At 44.6% G+C, this 26921-nt stretch carries 22 protein-coding genes; 16 read left to right on the top strand and 6 right to left on the bottom strand.

Going from position 1 to position 26921, the window contains the following annotated elements:
• Positions 1-146: 146 nt before the first annotated feature.
• Positions 147-869: a dipeptidase PepE gene (pepE, locus tag JV36_RS0113000; RefSeq protein ID WP_032096074.1), complete on the top strand. Its 723-nt coding sequence runs from the start codon at positions 147-149 to the stop codon at positions 867-869.
• Here pepE and bioD read toward each other — a convergent pair.
• From bioD to bioB, 4 genes are read right to left on the bottom strand one after another with little or no spacing between them, the layout of a single operon-like run.
• Positions 840-1529, bottom strand: a complete 690-nt coding sequence (gene bioD, locus JV36_RS0113005) for a dethiobiotin synthase (RefSeq protein ID WP_032096073.1) — start codon at positions 1527-1529, stop codon at positions 840-842. The genes pepE and bioD overlap by 30 nt on opposite strands.
• Positions 1526-2452: a methyltransferase domain-containing protein gene (locus JV36_RS0113010; RefSeq protein ID WP_052010170.1), complete on the bottom strand. Its 927-nt coding sequence runs from the start codon at positions 2450-2452 to the stop codon at positions 1526-1528. Before JV36_RS0113010 ends, bioD begins: the two co-directional genes overlap by 4 nt.
• Entirely contained in the window at positions 2449-3696 is a 1248-nt protein-coding gene (locus tag JV36_RS0113015; RefSeq protein ID WP_032096072.1) for an aminotransferase class I/II-fold pyridoxal phosphate-dependent enzyme, read from the bottom strand. The genes JV36_RS0113010 and JV36_RS0113015 overlap by 4 nt, the downstream gene beginning before the upstream one ends.
• A complete protein-coding gene (gene bioB, locus JV36_RS0113020; protein ID WP_032096071.1) occupies positions 3696-4826 on the bottom strand; it encodes a biotin synthase BioB in 1131 nt (376 codons plus the stop codon). The genes JV36_RS0113015 and bioB overlap by 1 nt, the downstream gene beginning before the upstream one ends.
• Positions 4827-4924: 98 nt before the next feature.
• Between bioB and bioA the strand changes: the two genes are divergently transcribed.
• The 6 genes from bioA (at position 4925) to JV36_RS0113050 (ending at position 10976) form a co-directional block, all read left to right on the top strand.
• A complete protein-coding gene (gene bioA / locus JV36_RS0113025; protein ID WP_032096070.1) occupies positions 4925-6190 on the top strand; it encodes an adenosylmethionine--8-amino-7-oxononanoate transaminase in 1266 nt (421 codons plus the stop codon).
• A gap of 281 nt (positions 6191-6471) precedes the next feature.
• Positions 6472-6993 carry a DUF2937 family protein gene (locus tag JV36_RS0113030; protein ID WP_032096069.1) on the top strand — a complete coding sequence of 174 codons (522 nt, stop codon included), beginning with the start codon at positions 6472-6474 and terminating at the stop codon, positions 6991-6993.
• A 264-nt stretch (positions 6994-7257) separates the two neighbouring features.
• On the top strand, positions 7258-7539 hold the full coding sequence (locus JV36_RS0113035) for a hypothetical protein (RefSeq protein ID WP_032096068.1): 282 nt from the start codon (positions 7258-7260) through the stop codon (positions 7537-7539).
• Between the two features lie 245 nt (positions 7540-7784).
• Positions 7785-8621 (top strand): substrate-binding periplasmic protein, encoded by an 837-nt coding sequence (locus tag JV36_RS0113040; RefSeq protein ID WP_152561538.1) that lies wholly within the window; start codon positions 7785-7787, stop codon positions 8619-8621.
• 323 nt (positions 8622-8944) lie between these two features.
• Positions 8945-9784 (top strand): DUF1206 domain-containing protein, encoded by an 840-nt coding sequence (locus JV36_RS0113045; RefSeq protein ID WP_052010169.1) that lies wholly within the window; start codon positions 8945-8947, stop codon positions 9782-9784.
• A 61-nt stretch (positions 9785-9845) separates the two neighbouring features.
• The gene (locus JV36_RS0113050; RefSeq protein ID WP_032096066.1) at positions 9846-10976 is read left to right on the top strand and encodes an AI-2E family transporter; all 1131 of its coding nucleotides are present in this window, start codon (positions 9846-9848) and stop codon (positions 10974-10976) included.
• A 43-nt stretch (positions 10977-11019) separates the two neighbouring features.
• Here JV36_RS0113050 and JV36_RS0113055 read toward each other — a convergent pair whose 3' ends face one another.
• Entirely contained in the window at positions 11020-12162 is a 1143-nt protein-coding gene (locus tag JV36_RS0113055; RefSeq protein ID WP_442853193.1) for a DUF748 domain-containing protein, read from the bottom strand.
• A gap of 707 nt (positions 12163-12869) precedes the next feature.
• Here JV36_RS0113055 and JV36_RS0113060 point away from each other — a divergent pair.
• Positions 12870-13838, top strand: a complete 969-nt coding sequence (locus JV36_RS0113060; protein WP_032096065.1) for a calcium/sodium antiporter — start codon at positions 12870-12872, stop codon at positions 13836-13838.
• A gap of 20 nt (positions 13839-13858) precedes the next feature.
• Here JV36_RS0113060 and JV36_RS0113065 read toward each other — a convergent pair whose 3' ends face one another.
• Positions 13859-14293 (bottom strand): hypothetical protein, encoded by a 435-nt coding sequence (locus JV36_RS0113065; protein ID WP_152561537.1) that lies wholly within the window; start codon positions 14291-14293, stop codon positions 13859-13861.
• A gap of 265 nt (positions 14294-14558) precedes the next feature.
• Here JV36_RS0113065 and asnS point away from each other — a divergent pair, with 265 nt between their 5' ends.
• From asnS to JV36_RS0113105, 8 genes are all read left to right on the top strand, one after another.
• Positions 14559-15956: an asparagine--tRNA ligase gene (gene asnS, locus JV36_RS0113070; RefSeq protein ID WP_032096064.1), complete on the top strand. Its 1398-nt coding sequence runs from the start codon at positions 14559-14561 to the stop codon at positions 15954-15956.
• Positions 15957-16117: 161 nt separating this feature from the next.
• Entirely contained in the window at positions 16118-17443 is a 1326-nt protein-coding gene (locus tag JV36_RS0113075; protein ID WP_032096100.1) for a short-chain fatty acid transporter, read from the top strand.
• 136 nt (positions 17444-17579) lie between these two features.
• On the top strand, positions 17580-18722 hold the full coding sequence (locus JV36_RS0113080; protein WP_081926621.1) for a paraquat-inducible protein A: 1143 nt from the start codon (positions 17580-17582) through the stop codon (positions 18720-18722).
• Positions 18719-20374, top strand: a complete 1656-nt coding sequence (gene pqiB, locus JV36_RS0113085; protein ID WP_032096098.1) for an intermembrane transport protein PqiB — start codon at positions 18719-18721, stop codon at positions 20372-20374. Before JV36_RS0113080 ends, pqiB begins: the two co-directional genes overlap by 4 nt.
• 246 nt (positions 20375-20620) lie before the next feature.
• On the top strand, positions 20621-21268 hold the full coding sequence (locus tag JV36_RS0113090; protein ID WP_052010167.1) for a PqiC family protein: 648 nt from the start codon (positions 20621-20623) through the stop codon (positions 21266-21268).
• A gap of 80 nt (positions 21269-21348) precedes the next feature.
• Positions 21349-22365 (top strand): GGDEF domain-containing protein, encoded by a 1017-nt coding sequence (locus JV36_RS0113095; RefSeq protein ID WP_235207846.1) that lies wholly within the window; start codon positions 21349-21351, stop codon positions 22363-22365.
• A gap of 184 nt (positions 22366-22549) precedes the next feature.
• Positions 22550-23698, top strand: coding sequence for an efflux RND transporter periplasmic adaptor subunit (locus JV36_RS0113100; RefSeq protein WP_032096062.1), 1149 nt, complete (start codon positions 22550-22552; stop codon positions 23696-23698).
• Positions 23699-23711: 13 nt separating this feature from the next.
• Entirely contained in the window at positions 23712-26891 is a 3180-nt protein-coding gene (locus JV36_RS0113105) for an efflux RND transporter permease subunit (protein ID WP_032096061.1), read from the top strand.
• Positions 26892-26921 lie beyond the last annotated feature (30 nt).

The raw sequence follows: 26921 nt of genomic DNA on the forward strand, positions 1-26921 counted from the left end.
TTAACCTACGTAAGACTATCGATACGAACACCACAGCAACATAAAGTTCGCCGCACTAAACTTTAACGGCAATTTAGCGTACTCTTGCAGTAATTGACCTTACGTTAGCCAGCGTAAATTTATATCTATGATTTTGTGGAGTTTGTATGACCGCACATGCACTAATGCTTAGTAGTTCTCGTCAAGGTGACGAGGCATACCTTGAACATGCAAGGCCTCATATTCTTGCACACTTAGGAGATATTCGCGACCTCCTATTCGTTCCTTACGCTGCCGTCACCGGCACCTACGATGAATACGTTAATAAAGTCGCCGAGGCTCTGCCAGAGTGCAATGTCACTGGATTACACACTGTAGAAGACCCAGTATCTGCCATTCATCATGCCAAAGAAAACGGCCAAAGCATTGTGGTTGGTGGAGGAAATACCTTTCACCTACTCTCAACCTTGTATGCCGGTGCGTTAATGGTGCCCATCAAGCATGCCATCGCAGATGCAACTCCCTATATTGGCTGGAGTGCAGGCTCTAACATTTGCGGTCAATCAATTAGAACCACCAACGACATGCCTATTATTGAGCCGCCTAGCTTTGAAGCACTGAACATTGTCCCCTTCCAGTTAAATCCGCACTATACCGACTATCAGCCAGAGGGCCATAACGGTGAAACCCGTGACCAACGGCTTTTCGAATTTACAGCACTGAACCCCACTACCCCCGTAGTAGCAATACGCGAAGGAACTGCGCTTACGCTGACAGACAGTAAGCTTGCGCTAGCGGGAGATAAAGAAGGTTATGTATTTTTGGGAAATGAAAAATCGCCCATTGCTCCTGGTGCTGATTTAACAGAGTTGCTCAATAGCGAGGGCTAATCTGTCGTCTCTTGGTTGTTGGCCGAAGGGGATTTCGGCTAACAACGGCTCTGGCAGCATTGCTTTTAACGACGCTAAATTATCGCTATAGCGGGTCATATTGCCAGTAATATCGTTGGCTACCCAGCCAGCGATATTAAGCCCGTCACCTCTAATTGCTTCAGCAGTAAGTAAAGCGTGATTTAAACACCCCAAGCGCATGCCAACCACTAAAATTACGTCCATACCAATGGATGCCACCACATCAGATAAGAACCGGGTTGGCTTGGTTTCATCGCCCACATTCAGCGGTAAACGCCAGCCACCTGCCCCCTCCATTAATAATAAATCTGGTTTATAAGTTTGCAGGCTTCCCAGCCCCTTTATTATTTTTTCATCGCTTAATAACACGTCCGCCTCAACGGCCGCAATATGCGGAGCGATGGGCGGTGTAAGCGCAATGGGGTTTATTTCGCTAATAGGTAAATCAATGCTGTTAGATTTCTGGATAGAGGCGGCATCTTCGTTTACCCATTCACCATTAATAAGGTCGCATCCAGCGCTTATTGGCTTATAACCAATCGCCTTGTGCCCTAATTGTGACGCTGCTTCAAGAAGCTGGCATGTAACGTAGGTTTTGCCTACTTCGGTGTCTGTACCGGTGATGAAGTATTGTTTCATGCATTTTTTTCCAATCTAAAATGACACACGCGATAGGTAAGCGGAAGCCGCCCGGCTTCGCCATGAATATTGTGATAAGCCATACTTAATTTTTTAATATCCTGACGACTAAGCACCTTTTGTTGCTTGCCTGTCTCTCCTGCCCCTACGCCTTTAACAGAGCGTAATAAAGACATAATGTCGCTGTGGCTATCCACATAGTTTCGTGTAATCACTCGCTTTACGGCCAGCCCTGCGCCGCGAAATGCGCAATTCCAACCATCGGCAGTGGGCAATGGAGTAATTGCCGTAGGAAGCTGAGCTAATTTACGCGCGTGCGTTAGCTCTTCAAATGAACCCGATACCATAATGGCCAATTCTGCGATGGCATCACGTTTTAGTACCCGGTGCACTTCTTCAGCGACGCTATGTAAGCAATTGGCCCACTGCAATGCCATAGATGAATAGACAACATCAATGCTGTTACTTGCTATAGGTAGCGCTTGAGCACTGCCCAGTTTAAAAGTTAGATTCGGATAGTTAGTACCCGCTAACGCTAGCATCCCTTGTGCAATATCAACACCAACGCCATGTAAGCCACGTGCGTTGAGAGATTGGGTGTGTACACCCGTCCCACATCCAATATCTAGGGCATTGCCTACAAGTTGGGCAGGTAAGTTTTCTAACCCTTGCTGCGCAATGGTGTGTTGAATAGCCGCGAGCTTATCGTAACGTGGGGCTGCCTTGGAAAAGCGCTCTGCGACTGCTTTTTCGGTTATTTTTGGGCTTATGCCTGCGTTTATGTCTGCGCTTATGTCTGAGCTTATATTTGGACTTTTACCAGCGTTCTGTAGTGGGCTTGGCCTATCCAAGCCTTTCTCCTGAGCCACTGCGCCGGCCTCCTTAGCCAATGCGTTCGCTGCTTGAGCGCAAAACTCATTCACGATATGGCCCCATTCGCCAAAGCGAGCGCGTCGACTAACATATCGATGTCTTGTTCGGTATGAGTGGCGGTTAGAGTAATACGCAGTCTATCTTCATTTTTCGGCACCGTGGGTTGGCGAATAGCGCTAACCCACATCCCTCGCTCTTTTAACGCATCACTCAAGGCTACAGCTCGCTTAGGGCAACCCACAATAACAGGCTGAATTGCGCTTTTAGAGCCTACCAAAGAGAGGTCGCCAACGGCCGCTGCGTTTTGGGCAACGCAGTCTTCTCCAAACTCTTGGGCAAACCGCACTCTGAAATATTCAATATTTGCCCCAAGCTGGTCTCGGCGAGAGGTGTCAGTGCCAATATGAGTGAGCGAATACAAGGTGGCAACTGCTTGCGCAGGCGGCATGGCCGTTGAATAAACATAATGTTTTGAGAAATTAACTAAATAATCAATCAGTGTTTGGCTACCCGCAATAAATGCCCCGCCTGTTCCAATGGCTTTGCCAAAGGTTCCCATTACAATAGGTACTTGGCTTTGACTTAGCTGTAGTTCCTCAACTGTACCAAACCCGTTGTCTCCATAAACGCCCATGCCATGGGCGTCATCGAGCATAAACCAAGCGCGGTGTTGCTCAGCTAATGCAGCTATCTCTTTTACAGGCGCTCGGTCGCCATCCATACTAAACACACCCTCGCTGGCGATCAGCGCATCAGTGTGTAACGACTCACGGGCAGACAGCAAAGATGCTAAGTGTTCCACATTATTATGTCGAAACCGGCGAAGCGAGACCGTCTTTTTAAGCGACATAGCCCCTTCAAGAAAGGAAGCATGCATGAGTTTATCGGCAAAAATAGCCGACGATTGCGCTGCCGACGCGTTTGGGGAGCCTTGGCCAAAAAGCGCTGTACACACGGCTTGGTTCGCGGCAAAGCCAGAGCTAAATAACAATGCCGCTTCACGATTTAGCCCGTCAGCAAGGGTGGCCTCTAGCGCGAGGTGAGCCTGTGTATGACCCGTAACAAGCGGTGATGCACCGCTCCCGCCACCAAATTGGGCAAGCCCTTCTACCCAGCTTTGCAGCACCCCTTCATGCTGGCGCATACCAAGGTAATCGTTGCTGGAAAAGTTGAGATAGTGGTCACCGTTAATACATATAACGTTGTCTTTTTCGTACTGCTGACACACGCGTTGACGTAGCAAGCCCGCCTGGGCCCGCTGAGTGAGTGCATCTTCTAACCAAGAAAAGGACATCAGGCCTCTGCTGTATTCGATTCGTTTTTCAAAGAGGCTTTAGCAGCTTTTGGCTTACTAGCATCGTAAAAAAGTGCGTCAGCATCACCCTCAGCTTGCTGTGCAATTTCTTCTTCCAGCACTTGTTGATGGGCTTCGTCAGAAAAGTCGCGGGTTCTTTCCGTGTTGATGCCCAGCTTTTTAAACAGCATAACGTCTTCGTGTGTATCCGGGTTAGACGTAGTCAACAGCTTACAACCATAAAATATAGAGTTAGCCCCTGCCATAAAGCACATGGCTTGCATCTGTTCGTTCATTGCCTCTCGACCTGCCGATAAACGAACGTGAGACTTAGGCATCATAATTCGCGCCACAGCGATAGTGCGAATAAACTCGAAGTAGTCTAAATCTTCAACGCTGTCTAAAGGTGTCCCTTTTACTTTAACCAACATATTAATCGGAACACTTTGCGGCTGCTCAGGCAGGTTGGCTAGCTGCACAAGCATACTTGCTCTGTCTGCTGCTGTTTCTCCCATACCAACAATGCCGCCAGAACATACGTTCATGCCTGCTTCTCTGACATTTTCTAGGGTATTCAGGCGGTCTTCATAGGTGCGTGTAGTAATAATATCGCCGTAATACTCTGGCGAGGTATCAAGGTTGTGATTGTAATAGTCTAACCCTGCTTGTTTGAGTGCAACCGCTTGGTCTCGGGTAAGCATGCCAAGGGTCATGCAGGTTTCAAGACCCAGCTTTTTCACCTCTTCAATCATGCTTACAATATAAGGCATGTCGCGGTCGCGAGGGTTGCGCCATGCGGCTCCCATGCAAAAACGTGTAGAGCCCACTTGCTTTGCTTCTTTAGCGCGCTCTATCACTTTTTCGATTTCTAAAAGACGTTCTTTTTCAAGACCAGTGTCGTAGCGCGCGCTCTGCGGACAATATTTACAATCTTCCGGGCATGCACCGGTTTTAATCGACAATAGCGTGCTCACCTGAACTTCATTGGGATTAAAATGCTGTCTATGCACGACCTGTGCTTGAAAGAGTAAATCGTTAAATGGCATTTCAAACAAAGCGGTTACTTCGTCTTTCGACCAATCGTTACGAATTGTTGTCGTTTGCGCATTTTGCGCTGAAGCCAGTGTCATGGACTGTCCTTTACTAATTAAGAATGCTGGCTTAGTCTATGCGTCATTACAAAGTTGTCAACTCTGACCATTCCAAAATATTTACTAACGGTTAAATTTTGAACAATATAGAATTTGATAAACAGCATATTTGGCATCCTTATACGTCTGCCGTTAATCCACTGCCCTGCTACGAAGTCACTGGGGCTAATGGCGCTGAACTAACGCTCTCTACTGGTGAAGTTCTTGTCGACGGTATGTCGAGCTGGTGGGCCGCAATACACGGCTACAATCATCCTGTGTTAAATAAAGCGGCTCACGATCAGGTAGATGCTTTTTCCCATGTCATGTTTGGTGGCATTACCCACCAGCCAGCAGTGGATGTATGTAGAACCCTGCTAAAAATGGTTCCAGCAGGGTTAGAACGGGTTTTTCTCGCCGATTCAGGTTCGGTATCTGTTGAGGTGGCAATTAAAATGGCCATTCAGTATTGGGCCTGCCAAGGGCGACCCGAAAAGTCGCGAATTGTTGCCCCCCGTAATGGCTACCATGGTGATACGTTTGCAGCCATGAGTGTGTGCGATCCGGTTAACGGCATGCATAGCTTGTTTGAAAGCGTGTTGAGCAAGCAATTTTTCGCGCCCGCCCCTCAGACTCGTTACGGTCAAACCTTTAGCGAAGACGACATTCTTGTTTTAGAAGAATTGTTCGAAAAGAATCACCACCAAATGGCAGCGCTGATATTAGAGCCTATTGTTCAGGGAGCTGGCGGTATGCGTATGTACCATCCTGAATATTTGAAGCGCTGTCGCCAGTTGTGCGATACCTATGATGTACTCCTTATTTGCGATGAGATTGCAACTGGTTTTGGACGCACAGGGAAGCTCTTCGCCTGTGAGCACGCGGGTATTACGCCAGACATTATGTGCTTAGGCAAAGCCTTAACCGGTGGCTATTTAACCATGGCGGCAACGATATGCACTGAAGATGTGGCATTGGGAGTTTGCCAAGGTTCGCCGGGAGTGTTCATGCACGGGCCTACCTACATGGGCAATCCGCTTGCCTGTGCTGTAGCGAATGCAAGCCTATCTATTATTAATGAAAACCATTGGCAGCAGCAGATACCGGCTATTGAGAAACAATTACAGAGCGAATTAGCAAAATGTGCAGACTTACCAAGTGTAGCGGACGTGCGCGTGCTGGGCGCTATTGGCGTAGTTGAGGCAGTGCAGCCCGTTAACGTGGCAGAAATACAGCGTCATTTTGTGAAACACGGTGTATGGATAAGACCCTTCGGTAAATTGGTATACATTATGCCTCCATACATAATAAGTTCAGAGCAGCTAAGTAGATTGACTCACGCTATCTATGACTTCTTTAAATAGCGACACCTTTTAAGGCAAAGTGTAACTAAGGTGAAGTAGTAACTAATGTGAAGGCTACAAAGATTTAGTGCTTCCAAAATGTGGAAGTTCAACTACCACGCACTACGATAAAGACATGCGCTAAGTTTTACGCACAGCGAGTCAGTAGTGTAGTGAGTAAGTAGCGCACCTGCTGCGGTAGTAGGAGTCTTTAGCGTTAATGCATGCTTTGTTAAATACATATTTGCTGGTTTGGATGCCAAGCAAATCGCTTATATTTGTATTAAATTTGAGGTTAACTAATGATCACGCGCGTTTTAGATAAAGTTGTTTTTGCTGTTTTATTTATTATTACGCTACAAGTGCCCATTCTTGCCGACCATTACAGGCAGTACCTCAATGGCTATTACGATGCTATACGAGATGAAGTCACCTTGTCTTCTGAGTTAGCAAAGCAGCATGGCTTTTCATCGGTTGAAGCCATGCTCGACAGCCTCCAACAAAATGATGAGGCCCTAGTAAGAGATAACGCCTCGCAAAAAGCTCAGCGCTTTTCAATGATTGAGTCTTTAGAGCAAGGCATGCGCACCCTTGAGTATGGTCACTACTTTGAAAAGTTGACCTATATGGCCAGCCCAGAACAGTTTTCGACGTTAAAAAAAGTAGTCGATAACTTTCGCCCTTCTATTCCCTTAACGCCGGCTTCGGTCATTTTTAGTTTAGTAACGGCTATCTTGCTTAACCTGCTTATTTGGACCCCTCATTTTTGCTATTGCCAAGCCAAAAAGCTAAAGAGCACTTCAAAACCCTTCTCTTACAAGTAGCTTACTTGTGTTTATTATCCATTAACGATGTTGCTTTGCAACTAACGCGCATTTACACGTTGTAATTGCAAATTGGCATTGATGATGCAACGTCTTAGAGAGTAATAACGCATTTATTAATACAGATTATTAGATGAAGGTTAACGGATGAGTACGTGTATCAGCACCAACCGTGCTCTTGATACACATGCTTTTGAAGAACTTATTCTTCATAAAAAAGGGGCAATACCTCATTCGTGTTTGATAGCTTAAGGAGAAACAATTATGCCAACTGACGCACAAGTATTGATCGGAAAAGTGTTGCAAATTAAAGACAAGTTGTACGCTAAACGTCACTCTATCCCCACCGATTTGCAAAAAGAGTGGAACACACTTGATAGAAAAACAGCATGTTTTGAAAGCGAGGCTTTATTTCACACGGCGGTGAAAGGTAAGCAAATGAACAAGAAGATAAACTACTCAGGTTCGGTGGAAGAACTTTCTCAGCTTGTTTCACGTCTTAAAACGTTAAACAAAAAGGTCAATATTACTCACGTTCATCACTAATTGACTTTAACTGCTGGTAAATTTTGGTGCATACATGCACACACTATGGTTCTTACTGTTTATAAACATTGAGCTCCGATTAAGCGGAAGTTACAGGAGTGCACAACTGAAGTGCTTAATTTAAAAGCGCTTAGATTGAAGAACGCTTATACTTTAGATACGTTCTGGCTTGGTCATATTGCAATGCAGGCTCAGTTTCTACACAATGCTAGCGTGTCAGAAGAGAATGTTGTAGTGAACCAGTTTTGAAACCTTTAATGTGCCGCCTTAAAAGCCGACTGTCATGGTCTTTACTGTTACTGTTGCTAGTCAGTTTATTAGCAAGTGCACTACCCGCATTTGCAAATAATACCGTGAGCATTACGGTATTTGAAGATCATAAGCAGTATGTAGAAGCGTCTGAATCCTACGGTCTTTCTTGGAAGCTTTTTGAGCTAGCAGCGCGACATGCTAAATACCAGCTTGAGCTTCAGCCATCTTCGTGGCGAGCGTCTATGAAGCGAGTTAAAGACGGCAAAGTGGACATGATTTTTGGTGCACTAAAGACTGCTGAGCGAGAAAAATGGGCTTCTTTTTCGCTACCTCTTATCGCTGAAGGTTCGGCGATATTCACCCAGCCTAACAATCCTGTTACTCATTTTGACGACATAGATTTAGAGAACAGCACTATAGGTGTGTCTGCAAGTTCCCTTCAAGAAACGCTGGCTAAAGAGTTAGGTTTTAAAAATATCTATTCTACGGTTCGTCGCCCGCAGCTTTATGACATGTTGAAAGGAAACAGATTAGATTACCTATTCTTTGGCACTAGCATAATTAATTACTACTGTGTCAATTACAACAAGGCCGCAACGCCCAAGTGCATGAAACAAGTCAGTGAAGAGTTCCACCCCAGCGGGGTCCATACTTTAGCGTTAAGCAACAATAGCGCGGCAGTAGATAAGCTCAACCACATCAATCAAGCACTTGCCGCCCTTCGACATTCAAAAGAACTAAAAGCCGTGTTCAAGCAATACGCCAATTCAGATAGCTTGTATAAGGTCTGGCTTAAAAGCGTCGACGCTAGGCTTGCTGAAAGAAACTAAAGGCATTTTTTCAATTTATATTCACGTTCGATTTGTATTCATGCATCAGCGTTTGCTCATTGCGTTAGCATTGCCAACTAAAGATATTACAGCGAATAGTGTAAATACTTCTTAATGTAATTGTGTGCACGGTGGCACAGATATTATATTTCACGCAATCTCATCTGAATCACTTTGCTTTTAAATTCTAGAAAATAGCGGTAAATACTTTGTAAGCCTTATCTTACCTACCCTTAAAGAAGAATTTAGAATACAAAAAAAGTACATCTCGCCAACCTCATATATTTCCCCACCACTTTGTCTCCATGGCGCATAGCTTGCACATGTCTCTGTCATTATCACAGCCACTACAAAGCAAATTAGATAAGCATATGGACATCACGTTTCTCACTAAAGTTATTGCTCGCATTGGATATTCAGCAAAATGCATTGTGTACTGTGTTCTCGGCATTCTTACACTGCTTGTTGCGTTTACCGCCACGAGAGCTGAAGAAGTGACGAAAAAATCAGTCTTTCAAGAGATTTTGTATACCCCGTTTGGCTCGGTCTCTCTCACCGCTGTTACTGTAGGTTTTGCCTGCTATGTGGCGTGGCGTTTAGCTCAAGGTGTTACTAATCCTGGCAACCTTGATATGACAAAGCCAAAAGATGTCCTCATGCGCCTATTCTATTTCTTTTCTGCCATCGCCTACGGCTCAGCAACTTATGTATCAATAAAAGTATTAATGTCACTACAAGACGATTCTAAACAGCAACAGCAGCAAGTTGGAGAGAGTATTCTTCAAACAACATGGGGAGCGATACTTGTTGGCGCGATCAGTTTGGCAGTTATCCTTTTTTCCCTCATTCAGTTTAAACATGTAGTAAAAACGGATTTTATGGATAAATTTGTAAGCTCTATGCCTGCCTTACAAAGCAAAATAGTAGTGTTGTGCGGCCGCTTAGGCTTCGCCTGTCGCGGCGTTGTGTATTTAATGGTTGGTGTGTTCTTTATGAATGCATCCATCGCGCAAAAATCCGAAAAAGCAGGTGGTCTTCCTGAAGCCGTATCCACATTATTAGTTCAACCCTTTGGGCCATGGATGGTAAGTGCCCTAGGCATTGGTTTAATGGGGTTCGGTATTTTTTGTGGTTTCGAGGGCCGATATCGGAAAACAGACTAGTTAATTTTGAGACTTAACGACAGAAGTACTCACTCACTCTTCACATTATAAGGACAGTACAATGAAGGAAAACCCACTTTTACATAGGCATGACGAATACAAGGTAAAAACAAGAGACGTTCGAGTTGTAAGGCTTCTTATTGTTTTAGTCGCGCTTGCCACACTCTATACATTGTATTTTGCTCAGTCGCTGATCATTCCAGTGGTTTTTTCAATGTTAGTTGCACTGCTGTTGAGCCCTCTTGTGACTAGACTCAAGCGGCTGTTCATACCGCGGGCCGTTTCCTCTATGGTTCTATTAGCGATGTTGGTTACGCCATTAACCTTTTTGGCGTTCGAACTTTCGGAGCCGGCTGAGCGATGGATGAAATCCCTACCGCTATTGGCCGAGCAGATTGCTGAAGAACTCTCAATGTTAAGCGCCGTGGCGCACGGCGATACAACCTTGCAGGAAAGCCAAGCGAGTAATACCGCCTATCCGTGGTTTGAAAAAGAGCCAACGCAAAAAACCGACGATTCAGCTGTAGAAGAGCAATTTAAACAAGGTAGTAGGCAAATGATTTTTGAAATGTTGCTCGCTGCACCGCTTTTTCTCGCACAGGTGATAGGCGCTGTTGTACTAACACTCTTTCTTCTTATTTTTGGGCCACCACTGTCGAAAGTTGTCATCAATGACTTTCCGATAATCAAAAATAGAGAGCGAGCAAAACTGTTGATTAGAAGTATTCAACAGGCTCTATCTCACTATATTTTAACCATCAGTATTATTAATTGTGCACTAGGTGTTCTAACAGCAATCGGCCTTTCGTACTTTAATATTCGCGATGCTATTTTATGGGGTGCCATCGTCGGTCTATTAAACTTTGTTCCTTATATGGGCTCTATAATTAGTGTTGGTATACTGTTGCTTGTTGGTACGCTGCAGTTTGGAATAACAAGCACAGCGTTGCTTCCTGTTGGGATATTCCTTACTTTGAATATCATTGAATCTCAAATAGTAACCCCAACGGTTTTAGGCAAAAGTATGCAGATTAACCCGCTGGTTATCATAGTGTGGCTTTTTGTCAGTGGCTGGATCTGGGGCATGTTGGGTGTACTGTTGGCGGTGCCGATATTTGTATGTATCAAACTGACACTCCAACAAATGGAAGTCTTTCCTCACTGGTTAAAATTCATTGAAGCTCATGACTAGCAGAAATAGGTGGATAGAAATCGCCCTACAGAACTACGCAACGTTACGGCTCCTCTTCTGAGGAGCTTGTTTCGACTGATTCATAGGATACGATATCGTCGACTTGCATTTTCGTTGCGTCAAAAAATGCATTTTTCAATATTGAAACCACCGCTTGGAAAGTAGAAATATCAGTATTATCCAGTGTACCTTCAATAGGTATTCGCGCAGCGACTAATTGAGACTCATCATTTTCAAGTATTGCACTTAGCAAATCGGCACCGCCCTCAAAAATAATGGTAAATAATCCGTCATCGTCTTTTTCTACATCTTCCCGCCAAGAAAAAATACTTAAATCGTAAACACCGGCTTTAGCATAACCGCTAACTTCATTACTTTTTGCCGCTAACTCCATGGCGCCATCAATGCCACCGGCCTCGATATCAAATGGCGTGTATACATTAAATACCGTTTGTATCTGCTTGACCGAAAAGCGTTGTACTTCCATATTAAAATCAAAGTTGGCCTGTTCACTAAAAGGATCTAACTTTCCAACTAAAGTGAGGGTTGCCTCACCCATTAAATCCCCTGTAACGTCAACGCTGGTCACTAACGTTTTCATCAAGTTTTGTGCGTTAGTAATATTTTTTATATCTGCATTGATGTTTGCAATATATGTCGGTATTTCACCCTTCTTTGTTTGATTAACTAACGACACTTTCCCGTCAATAATTTTTAACGTATCGATAGAAAACACCACTAAATTATTGGCAAGCCCAATCCACGTTCTTTCATCTTTAACTTGTGGGTTTTGCTCCGGCGTCGTTGTGTCTTTGTCGTAAACGACTATCTTTGGTTGGCTAAACACCATATTGGTGACTAAATTGCCGTTTAATATTGCCGACCATGCCAAGGAAAAATCGAGGGTTGTCACAGACAGTAGCGGCTTAGGAGATGATTGATCGTCAACGGCATAAATCTCAATATCGTCAACCGAGTAGGCGCCGCGATACAAATGTAAATCTACGTCGCCGACCTGCCCCGTTATGCCTTTTGTCTGATTAATTTGTTGATTGATATAATATTGAACTGCGTATGGCGCGCCTATGCGCGCGAATATAAGAAGCAAAACAGTTACCACAATAACCTTGAACCATGTTCTTTTGTGCATATCAGCACTAAACCTATCGCTCCTAGAAAGAGACATCTCGCAATCCTTTTTATCTTTAATTGTGTTCATTTATGTAAATACTAGCGAAACGCAGTGTAATTATTAGCTCAGCGCAGTGTAAAAACCACACAGACAATGCTGGCATTAGCGACGTTACAAGCCCTCATTATGACTAACAATCTATACATAAGCGCTTTATTCAGGCTCCCTACTACACCCATGAGGCACACACTTGAAGCACACCAATGAGCTAAACCCATGAGCCATACCCACGAGCTAAACCCATGAGGCTCTGGCAACGCTCCTAGTCTCCTTGTATGAAGAGATGGCGCTACTTAAGTAAAACGTAGTTTCACTGTGTTTTTGTTGCAGCGTTTTCGCTTTAGTACCTATCAAAAGCTTCTTTCAAAAGTTGAGCCAAAACTGGCATCGCACAATTTTTAAAGCAATTCCATACAGCACATGTATAAACACGCGTACGAATGCCTTTTTGAAAACTCAGAAACACGGCATAAACGTTACGTTAGGTTAAAAACTCAGTAGGGTAATGTGCGCTGTACGTTTAGAATGATCGTATAAAGCCAGCAATCGTAGCCTAGAACGGCGAATATCTTTTTCACTGCCTTTGCGTTTTCTGTATTACAAAAAAGAGCAGCATTTGCGATACTAGGTTAAAGAAAGAACCTGTTTACAGAACAATGTAAATAGACCGCACATAATAGATGCAGATTTAAGGAGAAAGTATGTTTTTAGCCTGCTTGGCTATTGCTATTGGTTTACCGGTACTACTGTGGAGCGCAGGAAAGTTTGTGGGTGGCGCTGCCTCGGTAGCAAATCACTTCGGCGTATCACCGCTATTGATAGGTATGCTCATCATCGGTTTTGGTACGTCTGCCCCGGAAATCATTGTCTCCATATTCGCTGCACTCCAAGGAAACTCAGGTATCGCGTTGGGGAATGCCTATGGGTCTAATATCGCTAACATCCTACTGATATTAGGGCTAACCGCTGTCATTAGCCCTATTGCAGTGAAATCAGAAATAATCAAAAAAGAACTGCCTGTGTTACTTGGCATTACTTTTTTTGCTGCTTGGCAGGTGCTCGACCAACAGGTTTCTAAAGACGATGCGTTTTCACTATTAGGATTATTCGTCCTGCTTATTTCGTGGAGCATTTACCACGGGATGAAAGGCGACAAAGACGCACTCGCCGACGAATACAATGACGAGATCAATGCCTCCGAAGGCACAGTGAAAACCCATGTAATCTGGCTTATTGCCGGTTTACTGCTGCTTGTTGCAAGCTCACGCATGTTGGTGTGGGGTGCGGTGGAAGTTGCTACATTCTTTGGTGTCAGCGACACAATTATCGGGCTTACGGTTATTGCTATTGGTACGTCATTGCCAGAGCTCGCCTCTTCGCTTATTGCCGTTAAAAAGGGAGAGCACGACCTAGCCATTGGCAATGTGATTGGCTCTAATATGTTCAATACCCTTGCTGTGGTGGGCATTGCCGGCACCATTCAGCCCATGGCCGTGAGTTCAGATTTTATTTATCGAGACATCGTCGTCATGCTTGCATCCACGGTGGCCTTATTCATCTTTTGTATCGGTATTAAGCGCCAGGGGCGACTTAACCGCGTTGAAGGGGGAGCTTTCGTGCTAGCCTATATGGCGTATACCTATTGGCTTATACAAGTGGCTTTCATTTAAACTTTCCACCAACAAAAAAACTAACTCACTGTTGTGGCCAACGTGATTAAACTGGTGGCCACAATTATTGTGAGAATGATTAAATTAATACCAAAGCTGTCGTTTTTTCGGCGGCTTCTTCTTGCCCGCATCACGGTGCTGATTAAACTCAACACTAAACATATGCGAAGCAACACAACCATGGCATCCACGTATGACATGGTCCACGTGTTATCACCCTCTACGCCCCAGTATTGCTGCACCCCGGTAATGAATTCTGGGCGAGCATAGTGAAACAGAATCAATACCACGACTAGGCCCGCCCAGGCTAAAATATTTAGCCCAAGCATAACCTTGTAAAACAAAGTGTCTCCATGAGGGGTTTTCCGTCTATCTTCGCTATGGTGTAACGGCTTTGTGCTCATTTTGTACTTTTCATCGCCTTTCATTGATAAAGAAACATTTTTATTTCCCATTTGTCACTCTGTTCTCTGGCATCCAGCTTATGGTTGAGTATACTAGCGTGCTATTGGATTGTGGCAGACTTCTCATTTAAAGCACCTTCGCCATTGTATTGGCAGGCGTGCGTCTAGAAAGCCACGTTTTAATTTGTGTTATTTTATCGGCAAAAAAATCCAAAACATTGACCAAAAACCATTTTTTCGTGCATTTTGCACACTGCGTTTATGTGACTAATGATAGTACATAGCAGCCAAGAAACAGTAAGACGGAGAAACTAACATGACGCACGCGCCCGTTGTTGACGTACTTAAAGGTAAGTACGCCGTTGGCGAATCGGTAACCGTTAAAGGTTGGGTGAGAACACGCCGAGATTCTAAAGCCGGTTTATCATTTATCGCGCTACACGATGGTAGCTGCTTCGATCCGGTTCAAGTAATTGCGCTTAACTCTCTGTCAAATTACGCCGACATTCAGCGCCTAACGACTGGCTGTTCGCTGTCGGTAACCGGTTTAGTGAAAGAGTCACAAGGTCAAGGCCAGTCTCTTGAGATAGATGCTACAGAAGTGGAAGTTATCGGGTTAGTGGAAAACCCAGACACGTATCCGATGGCCGCTAAGCGACACAGCATTGAATACCTTCGCGAATACGCACACTTGCGCCCTCGTACTAACGTTATCGGTGCGGTAACTCGCGTACGCAACTGTTTATCACAAGCTATCCACCGCTTCTTCCACGAGAAAGGCTATTACTGGGTTTCAACGCCTATTTTAACGGCAAGCGATACCGAAGGCGCGGGGGAAATGTTCCGTGTTTCAACACTAGACATGATGAACCTTCCTCATGACGACAAGGGAAATGTTGATTATTCTGAGGACTTTTTCGGCAAAGAAACCTACCTAACAGTAAGTGGTCAGCTTAACGTTGAAACTTATTGTACGGCAATGTCTAAGGTATATACCTTCGGCCCAACCTTCCGTGCTGAAAACTCAAATACGTCACGTCACCTTGCTGAATTTTGGATGATTGAACCTGAAGTGGCCTTTGCTGACCTAAGTGATGTGGCACAACTTGCAGAAGACATGCTCAAATATGTATGTAAGGCCGTGCTAGAAGAACTTCCGGACGATATGGCGTTCTTTGCCCAGCGCATAAAGAAAGATGCAATAGAGCGTCTTGAAAGCCTAGTGAGTTCTGAATTTGTGCGCATGGACTACACTGATGCTATCGAAATCTTACAAAACTGTGGCAAAACCTTTGAGTTCCCAGTTGAGTGGGGCATTGACCTTTCATCAGAGCACGAACGCTACCTAGCAGAAGAGCATGTTGGCGCGCCTATTATCATGCAAAACTATCCAAAAGATATTAAAGCCTTCTACATGCGCATTAATGACGACGGCAAAACCGTTGCTGCAATGGATGTATTGGCACCAGGAATTGGTGAGATTATTGGTGGTTCTCAACGTGAAGAGCGTCTTGACGTTTTTGACGCCCGTCTTGAAGAGATGGAACTGTCAAAAGAAGACTACGCGTGGTATCGCGACCTTCGCCGCTATGGCACCGTTCCTCACTCAGGCTTCGGTTTAGGATTCGAACGTTTAGTGGCTTACGTAACTGGAATGCAAAATGTACGTGATGTGATCCCCTTCCCTCGTACACCAGGCAATGCAAGCTTCTAAAAAAAGAGTAGCTTAATATTTATCGCTAAAGCCCGCTATTGCGGGCTTTTTTGTTTACGCCAATTCAATTTCAAATGCTCAATACCAGTCCGCCATGTAGGGAAAATACAAAAGATACGTTATGCTTTAGCAATCTCTTAACAAAAATAAATTTAAAAACAATGTTAAATAGAGCTGCCAAACCTTTAGTAAAACTGGTTGAGCGTTACCTACCCGACCCGTTTGTTTTTGTTCTTATTCTGACTGTTTGCGTCTTTTTAGCCGCTGTAATCATTGAGCAACAACCTGTTGTTACTGTTGTCGAACAATGGGGAAATGGCCTGTGGGGGCTACTCACCTTTTCTATGCAGATGTTGCTGGTACTTGTCACTGGATTTATGCTGGCTTCTACTGTGTTCATGCGAATGCTGTTAGAAAAGCTGGCTCACCTTGGCAACACGCCGGGAAAAGCAATCCTATTGGTGACCCTTGTTTCACTTTCGGCAAGCTGGATAAACTGGGGTTTCGGGTTAGTTGTGGGGGCACTGTTTGCCAAAGCCTTAGCACGAAAAACTCCCGTGGATTATCGACTTCTTGTGGCCAGTGCCTATTCGGGGTTTTTAGTTTGGCATGGCGGCCTTGCGGGTTCAGTACCCCTTACTATTGCCACACCGGGTCACTTTAGTGAAAACCAAATCGGTGTAATTAGCACAAGCGATACCCTTTTCAGTGGGTTTAATATTGCGCTGCTTTGCATTCTTTTTATTGTTGTCCCGCTGGTAAATCGGCTTATGCTGCCATCACATCAAGACAGCGTTATTGTCAGTCCAGACAACCTCATCTATAGCATAGAACAAGAACAAGGCCTAGAACAAGAAAAAAGCAATGAAAGACCCGCTGATAAATTAGAAAACAGTAAAATTCTGGGCATTCTCATTGGCCTTTTGGGGATAGCGTACCTTGTTAATTATTTTATAAAAGACGGCGGTTTAAACCTCAACATTGTGAATACTATTTTCTTGTTTTTGGCTATTGCTCTACACGGCACACCAAAACGTTTGCTGCAAAGCCTACAGCAGGCAGTGAAAGGCGGCAGCGGAATCATTATTCAGTTTCCTTTTTACGCCGGCATTATGGCCGTCATGGTACAGTCTGGATTGGCTGAAAGTATGTCTCAATGGTTAATTAGCTTTGCTTCTGCCCAGTCGCTTCCGGTGCTTACCTTTGTTAGCGCAGGTATAGTGAACATTTTTGTCCCCTCTGGCGGTGGTCAATGGGCAGTGCAAGCGCCAGTGGTGCTTCCTGCAGCAGCCGAATTAGGGGCAGATATCTCTCGCGTTGCGATGGCAGTTGCTTGGGGTGATGCGTGGACAAATTTAATCCAGCCATTCTGGGCATTGCCAGTGCTAGCGATAGCGGGTTTAAAAGCCAAAGACATTATGGGTTTCTGCTTAGTCCAGCTTATCATCACGGGTGTAATAATCGCCTTAGCGCTGCGCTTTTTTTAGTGGGCAAGTAGTTAACGTGTGTATTTACCCAATGAGGATAGTCTATTTATGTCTACGCTACGCTATTTTGTAGACACTCAATATCAATGCTTTATATTATTGATATTACACACAACGGATGTCGTTAGCGACTAGTATGGAAAATCCAGAGCAGTTAATAATAGTGTGCGATCAATGCCACACTAGTGTGAGTATCCCCACGCTTGCCCATCGTCAAAGAGCGACATGCCCTCGATGTGCCCATACGCTGATTTTTTTCAAAAAAAATGCCATTGAAAAATTACACGCTTATGCCCTTAGTGCGTTAATTTTTTTGTTACTTTCGCTGCCATTTAACTTTCTTACCTTTAAAGCCAGCGGGCAAAAGCACAGTATCGATTTGCCAAGCGGTATCACTGTGCTAATTGAAAACGACTACCTGTCGCTGGCGATCATCACAGGGCTAGCCACCGTTTTATTGCCTGGATTGGTACTTATTGGCTTGGCCTGGCTTTCTCTTGCACAACTTAAACAACAGCGGCCATTTTACCTATCCCGTTTGTTCTCTTTCGTAAAAGCACTGCTTCCTTGGAGCATGGCAGAAATCTTTTTAATCGGTACTCTTGTGAGCCTAATTAAAATAAACGAACTGGCCGATGTGACTATAGGGTTATCCTTTTTTGCTTTTGTTGGTTTTAGTGCATTTACTACGCTGGCTATCATGCAGTTTGACCCGACACGTTATGAAATGTGGCTAAAACAAGGTAAGCCACCAATGCCAAAGCCATTAACCGCGGCCCAAGCAGACGCCAGCATTCAGCGCACGTGGGCATTGCTTATCACATCGTGTATTTTGTATATCCCTGCCAATTTACTGCCAATTATGTATACTGAACTTTTTGGGCAAGAAACGCCTAACACCATTATTGGTGGAGTAATTTCCTTATGGGAATCGGGGTCTTACCCCGTGGCTATTATCATTTTAATCGCCAGCGTAGTTGTGCCGGTGGCGAAAATTTTAATATTAGCGTGGCTGAATTATTCAGTTCAGCGACAGCGAACCAACTCGCAACAGTTGCGCACACGATACTATCGACTTACCGAGGCCATTGGGCGGTGGTCGATGATTGACGTTTTTGTGGTAGCAGTACTGGTTTCTCTTATACAAATGGGAAACACGCTATCCATTTATCCTGGCCAAGCGGCTCTCGCATTTTGTGCGGTAGTGTTTATTACAATGATAGCTGCAATGACATTTGACTCACGGCTAATATGGCAGCAGTGGAAGCAATTACCATGACCACAAACGATCCAAACAATAACGAGGCGAAGGTAAAACCGACTTCATCTGTATCTAGAATATGGTTAATTCCTATTATAGTGGCGCTGATTGGTGGGTGGATGGTGTATTACCAGTGGACTAATCAAGGCCCGCTTATCACCATCGAGCTACACTCTGCAACAGGGATAGAGGTTAATAAAACCCCCATTAAAGTGCGAGATTTGGACATTGGTCAGGTTAAAAAAATATCACTCAAGCCAGACCTGGACGGCGTGTTAGTCACCGCCAGAATAGACGCCAGCGCTTCTCACCTACTCAATGAAAATGCAAAGTTTTGGGTGGTTGCACCCCGCATCAGTTTTTCCGAGGTCTCGGGCTTAAACACACTAATCTCAGGAAGCTACATTGCCATGTCTGCCGATGACAATGGCAAAGAGCAACTGCACTTTAACGCTCTCTCTCGACCGCCAGTGACTCCGCCTGGCACGCCAGGGCTTCACGTGATGCTGCGAAGCGATGATGAGTTTGCTTATAAACCGGGCGACCCTATTATTTACAAGGGTTTTAAAGTTGGCGAGTTCGAAGATGCAACCTTTAACATTGAAGAACGTGTGGTCTATTACGACGCTTTTATCGAAGCGCCTTACCATAAGTTAATTACCGTAAATACGCGCTTTTGGGATGTGAGTGGCGTAAAACTTCAGCTTGAATCTAGTGGCGTTAGCGTTGAAACGGGCAGTCTGGAAACCCTCCTTGCTAACGGTATAACCTTTGGTATTCCCGATGGTGTGCCAAAAGGTGAGCTTGTTGTAGAAAATGCATTTTTCACCATTTACGAAGACAACACGGCCGCTTCAGACGCGCGCTACAAAGTTGCCGCTGAATACCTGCTGTTAATTGATGAAAGTGTCAGAGGCCTCACTGTTGGAGCTCCAGTTGAATACCGCGGTATTGAAATTGGCAATGTAACGGGGATTAACTCGCTGCCCGCGGTAGAAGGCAACATATTAGAACAAGATTACCCTATTCCAGTGCTCATCAACATTTATCCAGGCAAAGCTCGACAGCCCGATACCGAAGAGGGGCTGAGTGCCATTAAGCAGACTTTACGTAACTGGCTAGAGCGAGATTTACGGGCCACGTTGAGAATGGGGAACGTGCTTACCGGTGGTCTATATGTAGACTTACAGCATGTGCCTGATGCAGCGGATAGTGGCAAAATATCAATAGTGAATGGTTACGAAGTTATTCCTACGGTAAGCAATGAATTTACCCAGCTTACGCAAAAAGCAGATGCCATTCTCGATAAGATAAATCAACTGCCGCTTAAAGAAATGGTGGCAAACGTACAGTTAGCGGTTGAAGACATGAAGCTGGCTGCAGAGTCGGTGGAAACCGCAAGCACCGACTTCGACCTTCTTATTGAAGACATTGACGCCAAGGCGCTCAATGGCAATTTAAACCAAGTACTGGTAAGTTTGGACAGTCTACTTAAAAACTACAGTGATGGCGGTTTCAATCAGTCGGAAATAAAAGAGACGGTAGATACGCTGCAAGATACGTTGAGAAACATTCAACCCTTGCTGCTGAAGTTGAATCAGTCACCGAATAGCCTCATTTTTTCAAAAGACGGTGGCGAAGATATTCAGCCTAAAGCACAAGAGAAATAACGATAAAATTAGTTTACAGTGCGTTGAAATATTAGGCTAAATTATCCTTTATTAGTTTAATAGTGTGTTATCTGAACGGGAAATGTATCGCATCGCAAAAAAAACAGCCATCAATAAAGGTGCGTTGCGATAAGAATTTGCGGAAATTAGCGCTTATACGTTCAGATGCAGCGTACACTTGAAGTTTTCGCTTACTCGTCTTTTTGAGAAGCGAAATTGGCGTATTTTGATAGTTAGGGAAAGCGCGTGAAGGGACAAAATGAAATGAAAATGACGACTGGGCTTCTTTCGAAAGCCCGACACAATACTTTTGCGTTAGTTATTGTTTCGCTACTTTTTGCGTTATCTGGCTGCACAAGCACTCAATCGTCTCTCTCTTATTACTTGCTTCATTCTGCAGTTTCATCCGCGCAGTCGGAAGGCTCTTTCAAGTCATCAGCAGATTCACCAGATAAGAGCACCCCACTGCTGATAACGAGTATTACCCTACCCGACTATCTCAAGCATCGAGGGCTGGTGTATCAAGTAAGTGATACAAACCTGCATATTTCTACGACTCATCTTTGGGCCGAACCCTTTGAAGAAGGGCTGCGCAAGACGCTTCGAGATCAGCTTACCAACGACAATCTAGTAGTACTCACAAATAGAGACTATCAGGGCGATAGTGCAGTTGAGCTCAGCATTCACATTTCCGACTTCGTTAGCACCTTCAATGGCAACGTAGTATTAAAAGGTCATTTTATCGTGTCTACCCAGCAACCAGAAAAAGGTCGCTATCCATTTTTTATTGAAACAACGCTAGAAGAAGATGGGTTTTCTGCCAGTGTTATCGCTATGCGAAGAGCCTTGGCCGTGTTGTCCACTGAAATTGCAGAAAGTGCTAGAGCTAATTAAGCACAATGATTAGTATTTTCAAAAAATATGTGACGAGCGGCGTCAAGCATCACTATAAAGATGAGACTAACCGCAGGATCATGGTAGTGAATCTATTTTCCGCGGTTGGTGTGTCCATCACCTTCTTTTTAGGAATTAGAGCCCTACTTGCGCAAGAGCTCCCTCTCGCCATCATTCTGCTAACAGCGAGTGTTGTTTTTGCTCTTTCCCAACGCATTCAAATTCAATTTGGTACGCGGCGCTCACGCACAGTGTCTATTACCCTGTTGATATCGTGCTTAATGATATTGGTATTTCTTTTACTCGTTACCGGCGGCAAAGATAACACTGGGCCTTTATGGATTTACTTGGTCCCGCCGGTGACCATGTTTTTCGCGGGGGTCATACGAGGTCTTCTTGCGCTACTTTTATTTACCATCGCCTGCACCCTGTTATTTTTTGTTTTCGATGAGTCTTTGCTTATAGCGTCTTACTCCTACGCGTTTAAATCTCGCTTACTCTACTCGTTTTTAACGGTGACATTTCTGTCTGCTTTTTACGAATACAGCAGACAGAAAAGTTACGATATTGCGTTAGATTTGTCTGAACAGTTTGAGCAACAGGCTAATCATGACCACTTAACCAAGCTTGTTAACAGGCGCGGTGCGCAAACCGCACTAGAACGTGAATACGCGCGAATTCAGCGAAGCAGTAATACATTCTCAATAGCGATTGCCGATATAGACAGATTTAAAAGCATTAATGATACTTACGGTCACGAGGCCGGCGACGAAGTACTTCGCAAAATTTCGCGAATTTTTAGCGCCCGGTTAAGGAAGCAAGATATTCTTGCTCGATGGGGTGGTGAAGAGTTTATGTTTATCTTCCCAGAAACATCCGCTAGCGAAGCTGCGAACGTATTAGAAGCGCTACGTGAAGTCTTGAGCTATTCGCCTATCGCCATTTCAGATCACGATATTCACATTACGAGTAGTTTTGGGGTTTGCGAGATAACTTCTCAAGTATCTTTAGCAGATGGAATACGACATGCAGACATGTCCCTTTACCGCGCAAAGGAGTCTGGCCGCAACAAGGTCGTAGTTTACTCCAACAGTTAAAATAACTGTTTACATTTTTCAATCGTTGATGACATTGTCATCCCCCCCTTCTCCACTAGCGTCTGCGTTTTAAGCTGTCTCAGTGCTTTCTTTGTAAGGTCATGTTTAGTTACAAATATAATGGAAAATGTATCGGTATAAGCGCTAGACTATAGGCAGACTCGGCAACCACATAGACTAAACAATGAAATTGATGAAAATTGTATTACCCATAGGCATTCTTATCCTCGGGTACGCAGGTATGAAAGGTATTGAAGTATCAGCTGCCGACAATACGGCTGCCGAAAAAATTGATACGCGACCTACCGTCACCATCGATTCTTTGGTTCCTGAAGACGTAAGAATACAGCTTACGTCATACGGAGAGGTTGCCCCCTTAGAAACTACCAACCTTTCAGCTCAAGTATCCGGCGAAGTTCAAACATGGAACCCGAAACTTGTCAGCGGCGGTTTAGTGCGCCGGGGAGAGACATTATTTACCATAGAGCCCGACGCTTACGAGGCTGCTCTACTTCTTGCACAAGCTAATGTAGCCAGTGCAGAGGCCCAACTGATCCAAGAAAAAGCGCAGGCGGATGTTGCCGCAAGAGAAGCGAAGACCATGCCGAACTCTAAGGTATCCGACTTATACCTTCGAAAGCCGCAAGTGATGAGCGCAGAAGCCGGGTTAAAATCAGCTCAAGCTCAACTAAAACTTGCCAAGCGTGACTTAGAGAATTGCAAAGTAAAAGCGCCCTACGATGCCCTTATTGTGTCGCGCAACATTAGTACAGGCGATTATGTTACCCAAGGCTCACCCGTGGCTGTACTGAACAATATTGAGTTTGCAGAAGTGACCTTTCCCGTTGCGGGCTTTGATAGCAAATTTTTGGACGCAAACTCACTTGGCAGAGAAGTCGTCATATCTGACAACAACGCTCAAGGCATATCGCTTAAAGGCGTTATCCACCGTGATACAGGCGTAGTAGATAACAACACCCGAATGTCTTATTTTGTTGCTCGCATTAGCGACCCCTACGCCATTAACTCTAACGGCCCAACGATAAAGTTTGGTTCCTACGCGTCGGTAACGTTTGAGGGCAAAGTACTAAAAGATGTATTTCGCATTCCTCAAGAACTGGTAACCAATAGAAAGTTATGGACCTTAGATGAAGACAACAACCTGCATTCAAATAAGGTCAACGTGGTTCGTGAAGACCGTGGGGACTTTTTGATCAAGGGCGACTTTGACCCGAAAAGAGTGGTGATGAATTTACCCGAGTATCCGCAAAACGGCATGGCTGTGAAAGTTATTGAAAACCTTTCCGACTCAGTGACAGCGAAAGCGAACTAATTTAGGAATCGCCATGGAAACCCATAACGACACTCAGCACGGCCTTATCGCCTGGTTTGCGCGAAACTCAGTTGCCGCAAACTTATTAATGGTTTTTATCATTATTATGGGCATTGCCAGTTTTTTAACCATACAACGTCAAATGTTTCCCAACATTGAAATTAACTACATCACCATTAATGCAAATTACCCTGGCGCCTCCCCTCAAGAAATAGAAGAGAGTATCTTCATAAAGATTGAGGAAGCCATTAAAGACATCACAGAAATTAAACGCACGGTTTCTCGGGCGTTTAGAGGTAGCGGCACCGTAAGTCTTGAGATTGAAACAAAAGCAGAGCTTACGGACGTACTCGATAAGGTAAAACTGCGAGTAGACGGCATCGCTACCTTTCCAGCAGGTATGGAGCCGGTCAACGTTTCGCAAGTAGAGTTTCAACAAGACGTCATAGAAATGCCCTTAGTTGGTAATCTTCCCCTTGCTGAACTAAAGAAAATTGCGAAAGAAGTGGAAGATGAGCTATTACAGCTAGGCAATGTGTCTCTTGTGCAAATGTCGGCACCAGATGACGAAATTGCCATAGAAATAAAGCCGGATACGCTTAGAAAATATAACCTGTCAATTTCTGATATCACTCGAGCAATCAATAGCTACTCAGCAAACATGTCAGCAGGACAAATTCGCACTAATGCAGGCCTTGTATCGGTACGTGTTGAAAACCAGTTTTACAGCGGTGAAGAGTTTGCTGAAATTCCGGTTAAAATAGGCGCAGGTGGCGCTCGAGTGACCCTTGGCGATGTAGCCTATATTAATGACGGTTTCGTAGAGGGCGAAAGATACTTTAAATACAACGGCATGAATGCTATCTCAATGGCGGTTAAGGCTACAAAAACACAAGATACCATTCCCGTTGCAGAGACCGTTAAAGCATACATCGAACAAAAAAATCAGTCATTTACCGAAGATGTACAAATTGAAGTGTTAGTAGATTTAACCTATTACCTTAATGCACGACTGGACATGATGCTATCAAACCTAATTCAAGGCTCAATACTCGTTGCCTTTATGCTCACTTTGTTCTTACGCTTTAGATTGGCGCTGTGGGTAATGGTTGGCCTCCCCGTTTGCTTTTTAGGTGCGGTAATGCTGATGCCGTTGTTTGGCATTAGTATCAACATACTCTCTTTATTCGCGTTTATAATGGTGCTTGGGATAGTAGTAGATGACGCCATTGTGATAGGAGAAAGTGCCTATACCGAAATTGAAAGTCAGGGCGGCGGTGTAGATAACGTTATTCGCGGGGCCAAGCGTGTAGCAACACCGGCTACTTTCGGCGTACTTACCACTATCGCTGTTTTTGCGCCCTTTACGTTAAGCAGCGGGCCCGAGGGTGCATTTTTCTATAATATCGCTGTCGTCGTTATCCTGTGTTTAGCATTTAGTCTTGTTGAATCGAAACTGATATTGCCAGCTCATTTAGCACACACGAACTTTTCCCCTATTAAACCCGACAGCTGGCGCGCGAAATTTAATAAACGCTTTCAAGGTATTATAAACGGCCCATACAAGCGCACCGTTGAAGCGGCGATCAATGCACGCTGGGTGGTGTTTATGATGTTTGTTGCTCTGCTTATGATCAGTTGGGGGCTAATAAGCGCCAATTATGTGCGCATGGTACCTAACCCTAAAGTCCCCCATGATTTTCCTAGTGTCAGAATAGAAATGAACGAAAATGTCTCTGACCTTGCCACAATCAATGCGTTAAAGATTGTCGAAAACACCATTCTTAGTGTTGAAGAAGAGCTAATAGAAGAATTTGGCACCGGCATGGTTCGCGACAGACTAGCTTTTAATAACTCCCGCAATGAAGGGCGAATTCTTACTCCATTAGTGAATGAAGACGAACGACCAATCGACACCTTTGAGCTGGCTAGACGCTGGCGAGAGGCTATACCTGAAATTAGCGGCATGAAGTCATTCACGGTTATCGACGATGTTAACGGCGGTGGTGGTGATGACGGCGAATTCGGTTATCTTCTTTTTGGCCCCGATATTGATACGTTAAACGCCGCCGGCTTGAAGTTTATTGAAATGCTTCAGCAGCAGGATGGGCTTTTTGATGTCAGCTCTACTATCGACCCGCCCAGTAAAGAAGTGCAGATGTCATTGTTGCCCGTGGCTTATGATTTAGGGCTTACCCTGTCAAACATTGCATCCCAAGTTGGCGCTGGATTCTACGGTGGTGAAGCACAGCGAGTAATACGCAACGGTGAAGAGGTGCGCGTTATGGTTCGCTATCCTGAGCTGACTCGCGAACGATTTGCCGAATTAAAATACTCTCTCATTACCACTCCCACTGGCGAAGAAGTCATGCTTGGTGATGTTGTTGTACTTGAGGAAAAACCAGGTATTAGTTACATCCGCCGAGAAGGTGGATACAGAAGCGTATACGTATGGGGCAATATTGACGAGGAAACCGTTGAGCCAAATGAAGTGGTAGAAGAGATTAAAGAAACCTTATTACCTCAGCTCAAAGAGGAGTTTCCTTCGGTGATGACCGAGCTTGGCGGTGACATTGAAGAACAACAGGCTCAACAAAATGAACAGGTCTTATTTTTCATAGCAGCGATGGTGATGGTGTATATACTTCTTGCTGTGCCGTTAAAAAGCTACGGACAGCCGCTCATTATCATGTCGGTTATTCCGTTTAGTCTTACAGGGGCTATCTGGGGGCATTTTATTCTAGGGTTAGACCTTTCTATGATGTCTACCTTTGGTTTAATCGCCGCTGCCGGTGTTGTTATTAACGACTCCCTCGTAATGACCGACTTTGTTAATCAGCGACGCAGCCAGGGTTATAGTGTAAAACACGCTGTGGTTGAAGCAGGTACAGCGCGCTTTAGGGCTATTACATTAACCTCAATAACCACCTTTGTTGGCGTTTTACCCATAATGTTTGAGACTAGCCTACAGGCGGCCTTCGTAGTGCCAATGGCAGCCGCGCTTGGGTTTGCAGTTCTCTATGCCACCTTGGTTACGCTAATTTTAGTGCCATGCCTCTACTTAATCTTACTTGATTTGAGGCTGCCCTTTTCATGGATAAAGAGAAAAGTGTTTAGAAGCAGAGGCCTTAATTCAAATGTGGATATAGGCTCCAGCGAACCTGCTGTTGATAGCAGTGGTCATGGTGATTAGCCTTTGGCTCCTCGTTTAAATAGCACACAA

It is taken from the genome of Alteromonas sp. LOR (genome assembly GCF_000753865.1).
GTDB lineage: Bacteria > Pseudomonadota > Gammaproteobacteria > Enterobacterales > Alteromonadaceae > Alteromonas.

Excerpts from the sequence above, each read along its gene's own strand:
- JV36_RS0113015 (WP_032096072.1), bottom strand. The coding sequence starts at position 3,696 with ATGTCCTTTTCTTGGTTAGAAGATGCACTCACTCAGCGGGCCCAGGCG.
- JV36_RS0113100 (WP_032096062.1), top strand. The coding sequence starts at position 22,550 with ATGAAATTGATGAAAATTGTATTACCCATAGGCATTCTTATCCTCGGG.
- JV36_RS0113050 (WP_032096066.1), top strand. The coding sequence starts at position 9,846 with ATGAAGGAAAACCCACTTTTACATAGGCATGACGAATACAAGGTAAAA.
- pepE (WP_032096074.1), top strand. The coding sequence starts at position 147 with ATGACCGCACATGCACTAATGCTTAGTAGTTCTCGTCAAGGTGACGAG.
- JV36_RS0113105 (WP_032096061.1), top strand. The coding sequence starts at position 23,712 with ATGGAAACCCATAACGACACTCAGCACGGCCTTATCGCCTGGTTTGCG.
- pqiB (WP_032096098.1), top strand. The coding sequence starts at position 18,719 with ATGACCACAAACGATCCAAACAATAACGAGGCGAAGGTAAAACCGACT.
- JV36_RS0113065 (WP_152561537.1), bottom strand. The coding sequence starts at position 14,293 with ATGGGAAATAAAAATGTTTCTTTATCAATGAAAGGCGATGAAAAGTAC.
- JV36_RS0113035 (WP_032096068.1), top strand. The coding sequence starts at position 7,258 with ATGCCAACTGACGCACAAGTATTGATCGGAAAAGTGTTGCAAATTAAA.
- JV36_RS0113045 (WP_052010169.1), top strand. The coding sequence starts at position 8,945 with ATGTCTCTGTCATTATCACAGCCACTACAAAGCAAATTAGATAAGCAT.
- JV36_RS0113080 (WP_081926621.1), top strand. The coding sequence starts at position 17,580 with ATGGAAAATCCAGAGCAGTTAATAATAGTGTGCGATCAATGCCACACT.
- JV36_RS0113075 (WP_032096100.1), top strand. The coding sequence starts at position 16,118 with ATGTTAAATAGAGCTGCCAAACCTTTAGTAAAACTGGTTGAGCGTTAC.
- JV36_RS0113030 (WP_032096069.1), top strand. The coding sequence starts at position 6,472 with ATGATCACGCGCGTTTTAGATAAAGTTGTTTTTGCTGTTTTATTTATT.
- bioB (WP_032096071.1), bottom strand. The coding sequence starts at position 4,826 with ATGACACTGGCTTCAGCGCAAAATGCGCAAACGACAACAATTCGTAAC.
- bioD (WP_032096073.1), bottom strand. The coding sequence starts at position 1,529 with ATGAAACAATACTTCATCACCGGTACAGACACCGAAGTAGGCAAAACC.
- JV36_RS0113095 (WP_235207846.1), top strand. The coding sequence starts at position 21,349 with ATGGTAGTGAATCTATTTTCCGCGGTTGGTGTGTCCATCACCTTCTTT.
- JV36_RS0113060 (WP_032096065.1), top strand. The coding sequence starts at position 12,870 with ATGTTTTTAGCCTGCTTGGCTATTGCTATTGGTTTACCGGTACTACTG.
- asnS (WP_032096064.1), top strand. The coding sequence starts at position 14,559 with ATGACGCACGCGCCCGTTGTTGACGTACTTAAAGGTAAGTACGCCGTT.
- JV36_RS0113055 (WP_442853193.1), bottom strand. The coding sequence starts at position 12,162 with ATGTCTCTTTCTAGGAGCGATAGGTTTAGTGCTGATATGCACAAAAGA.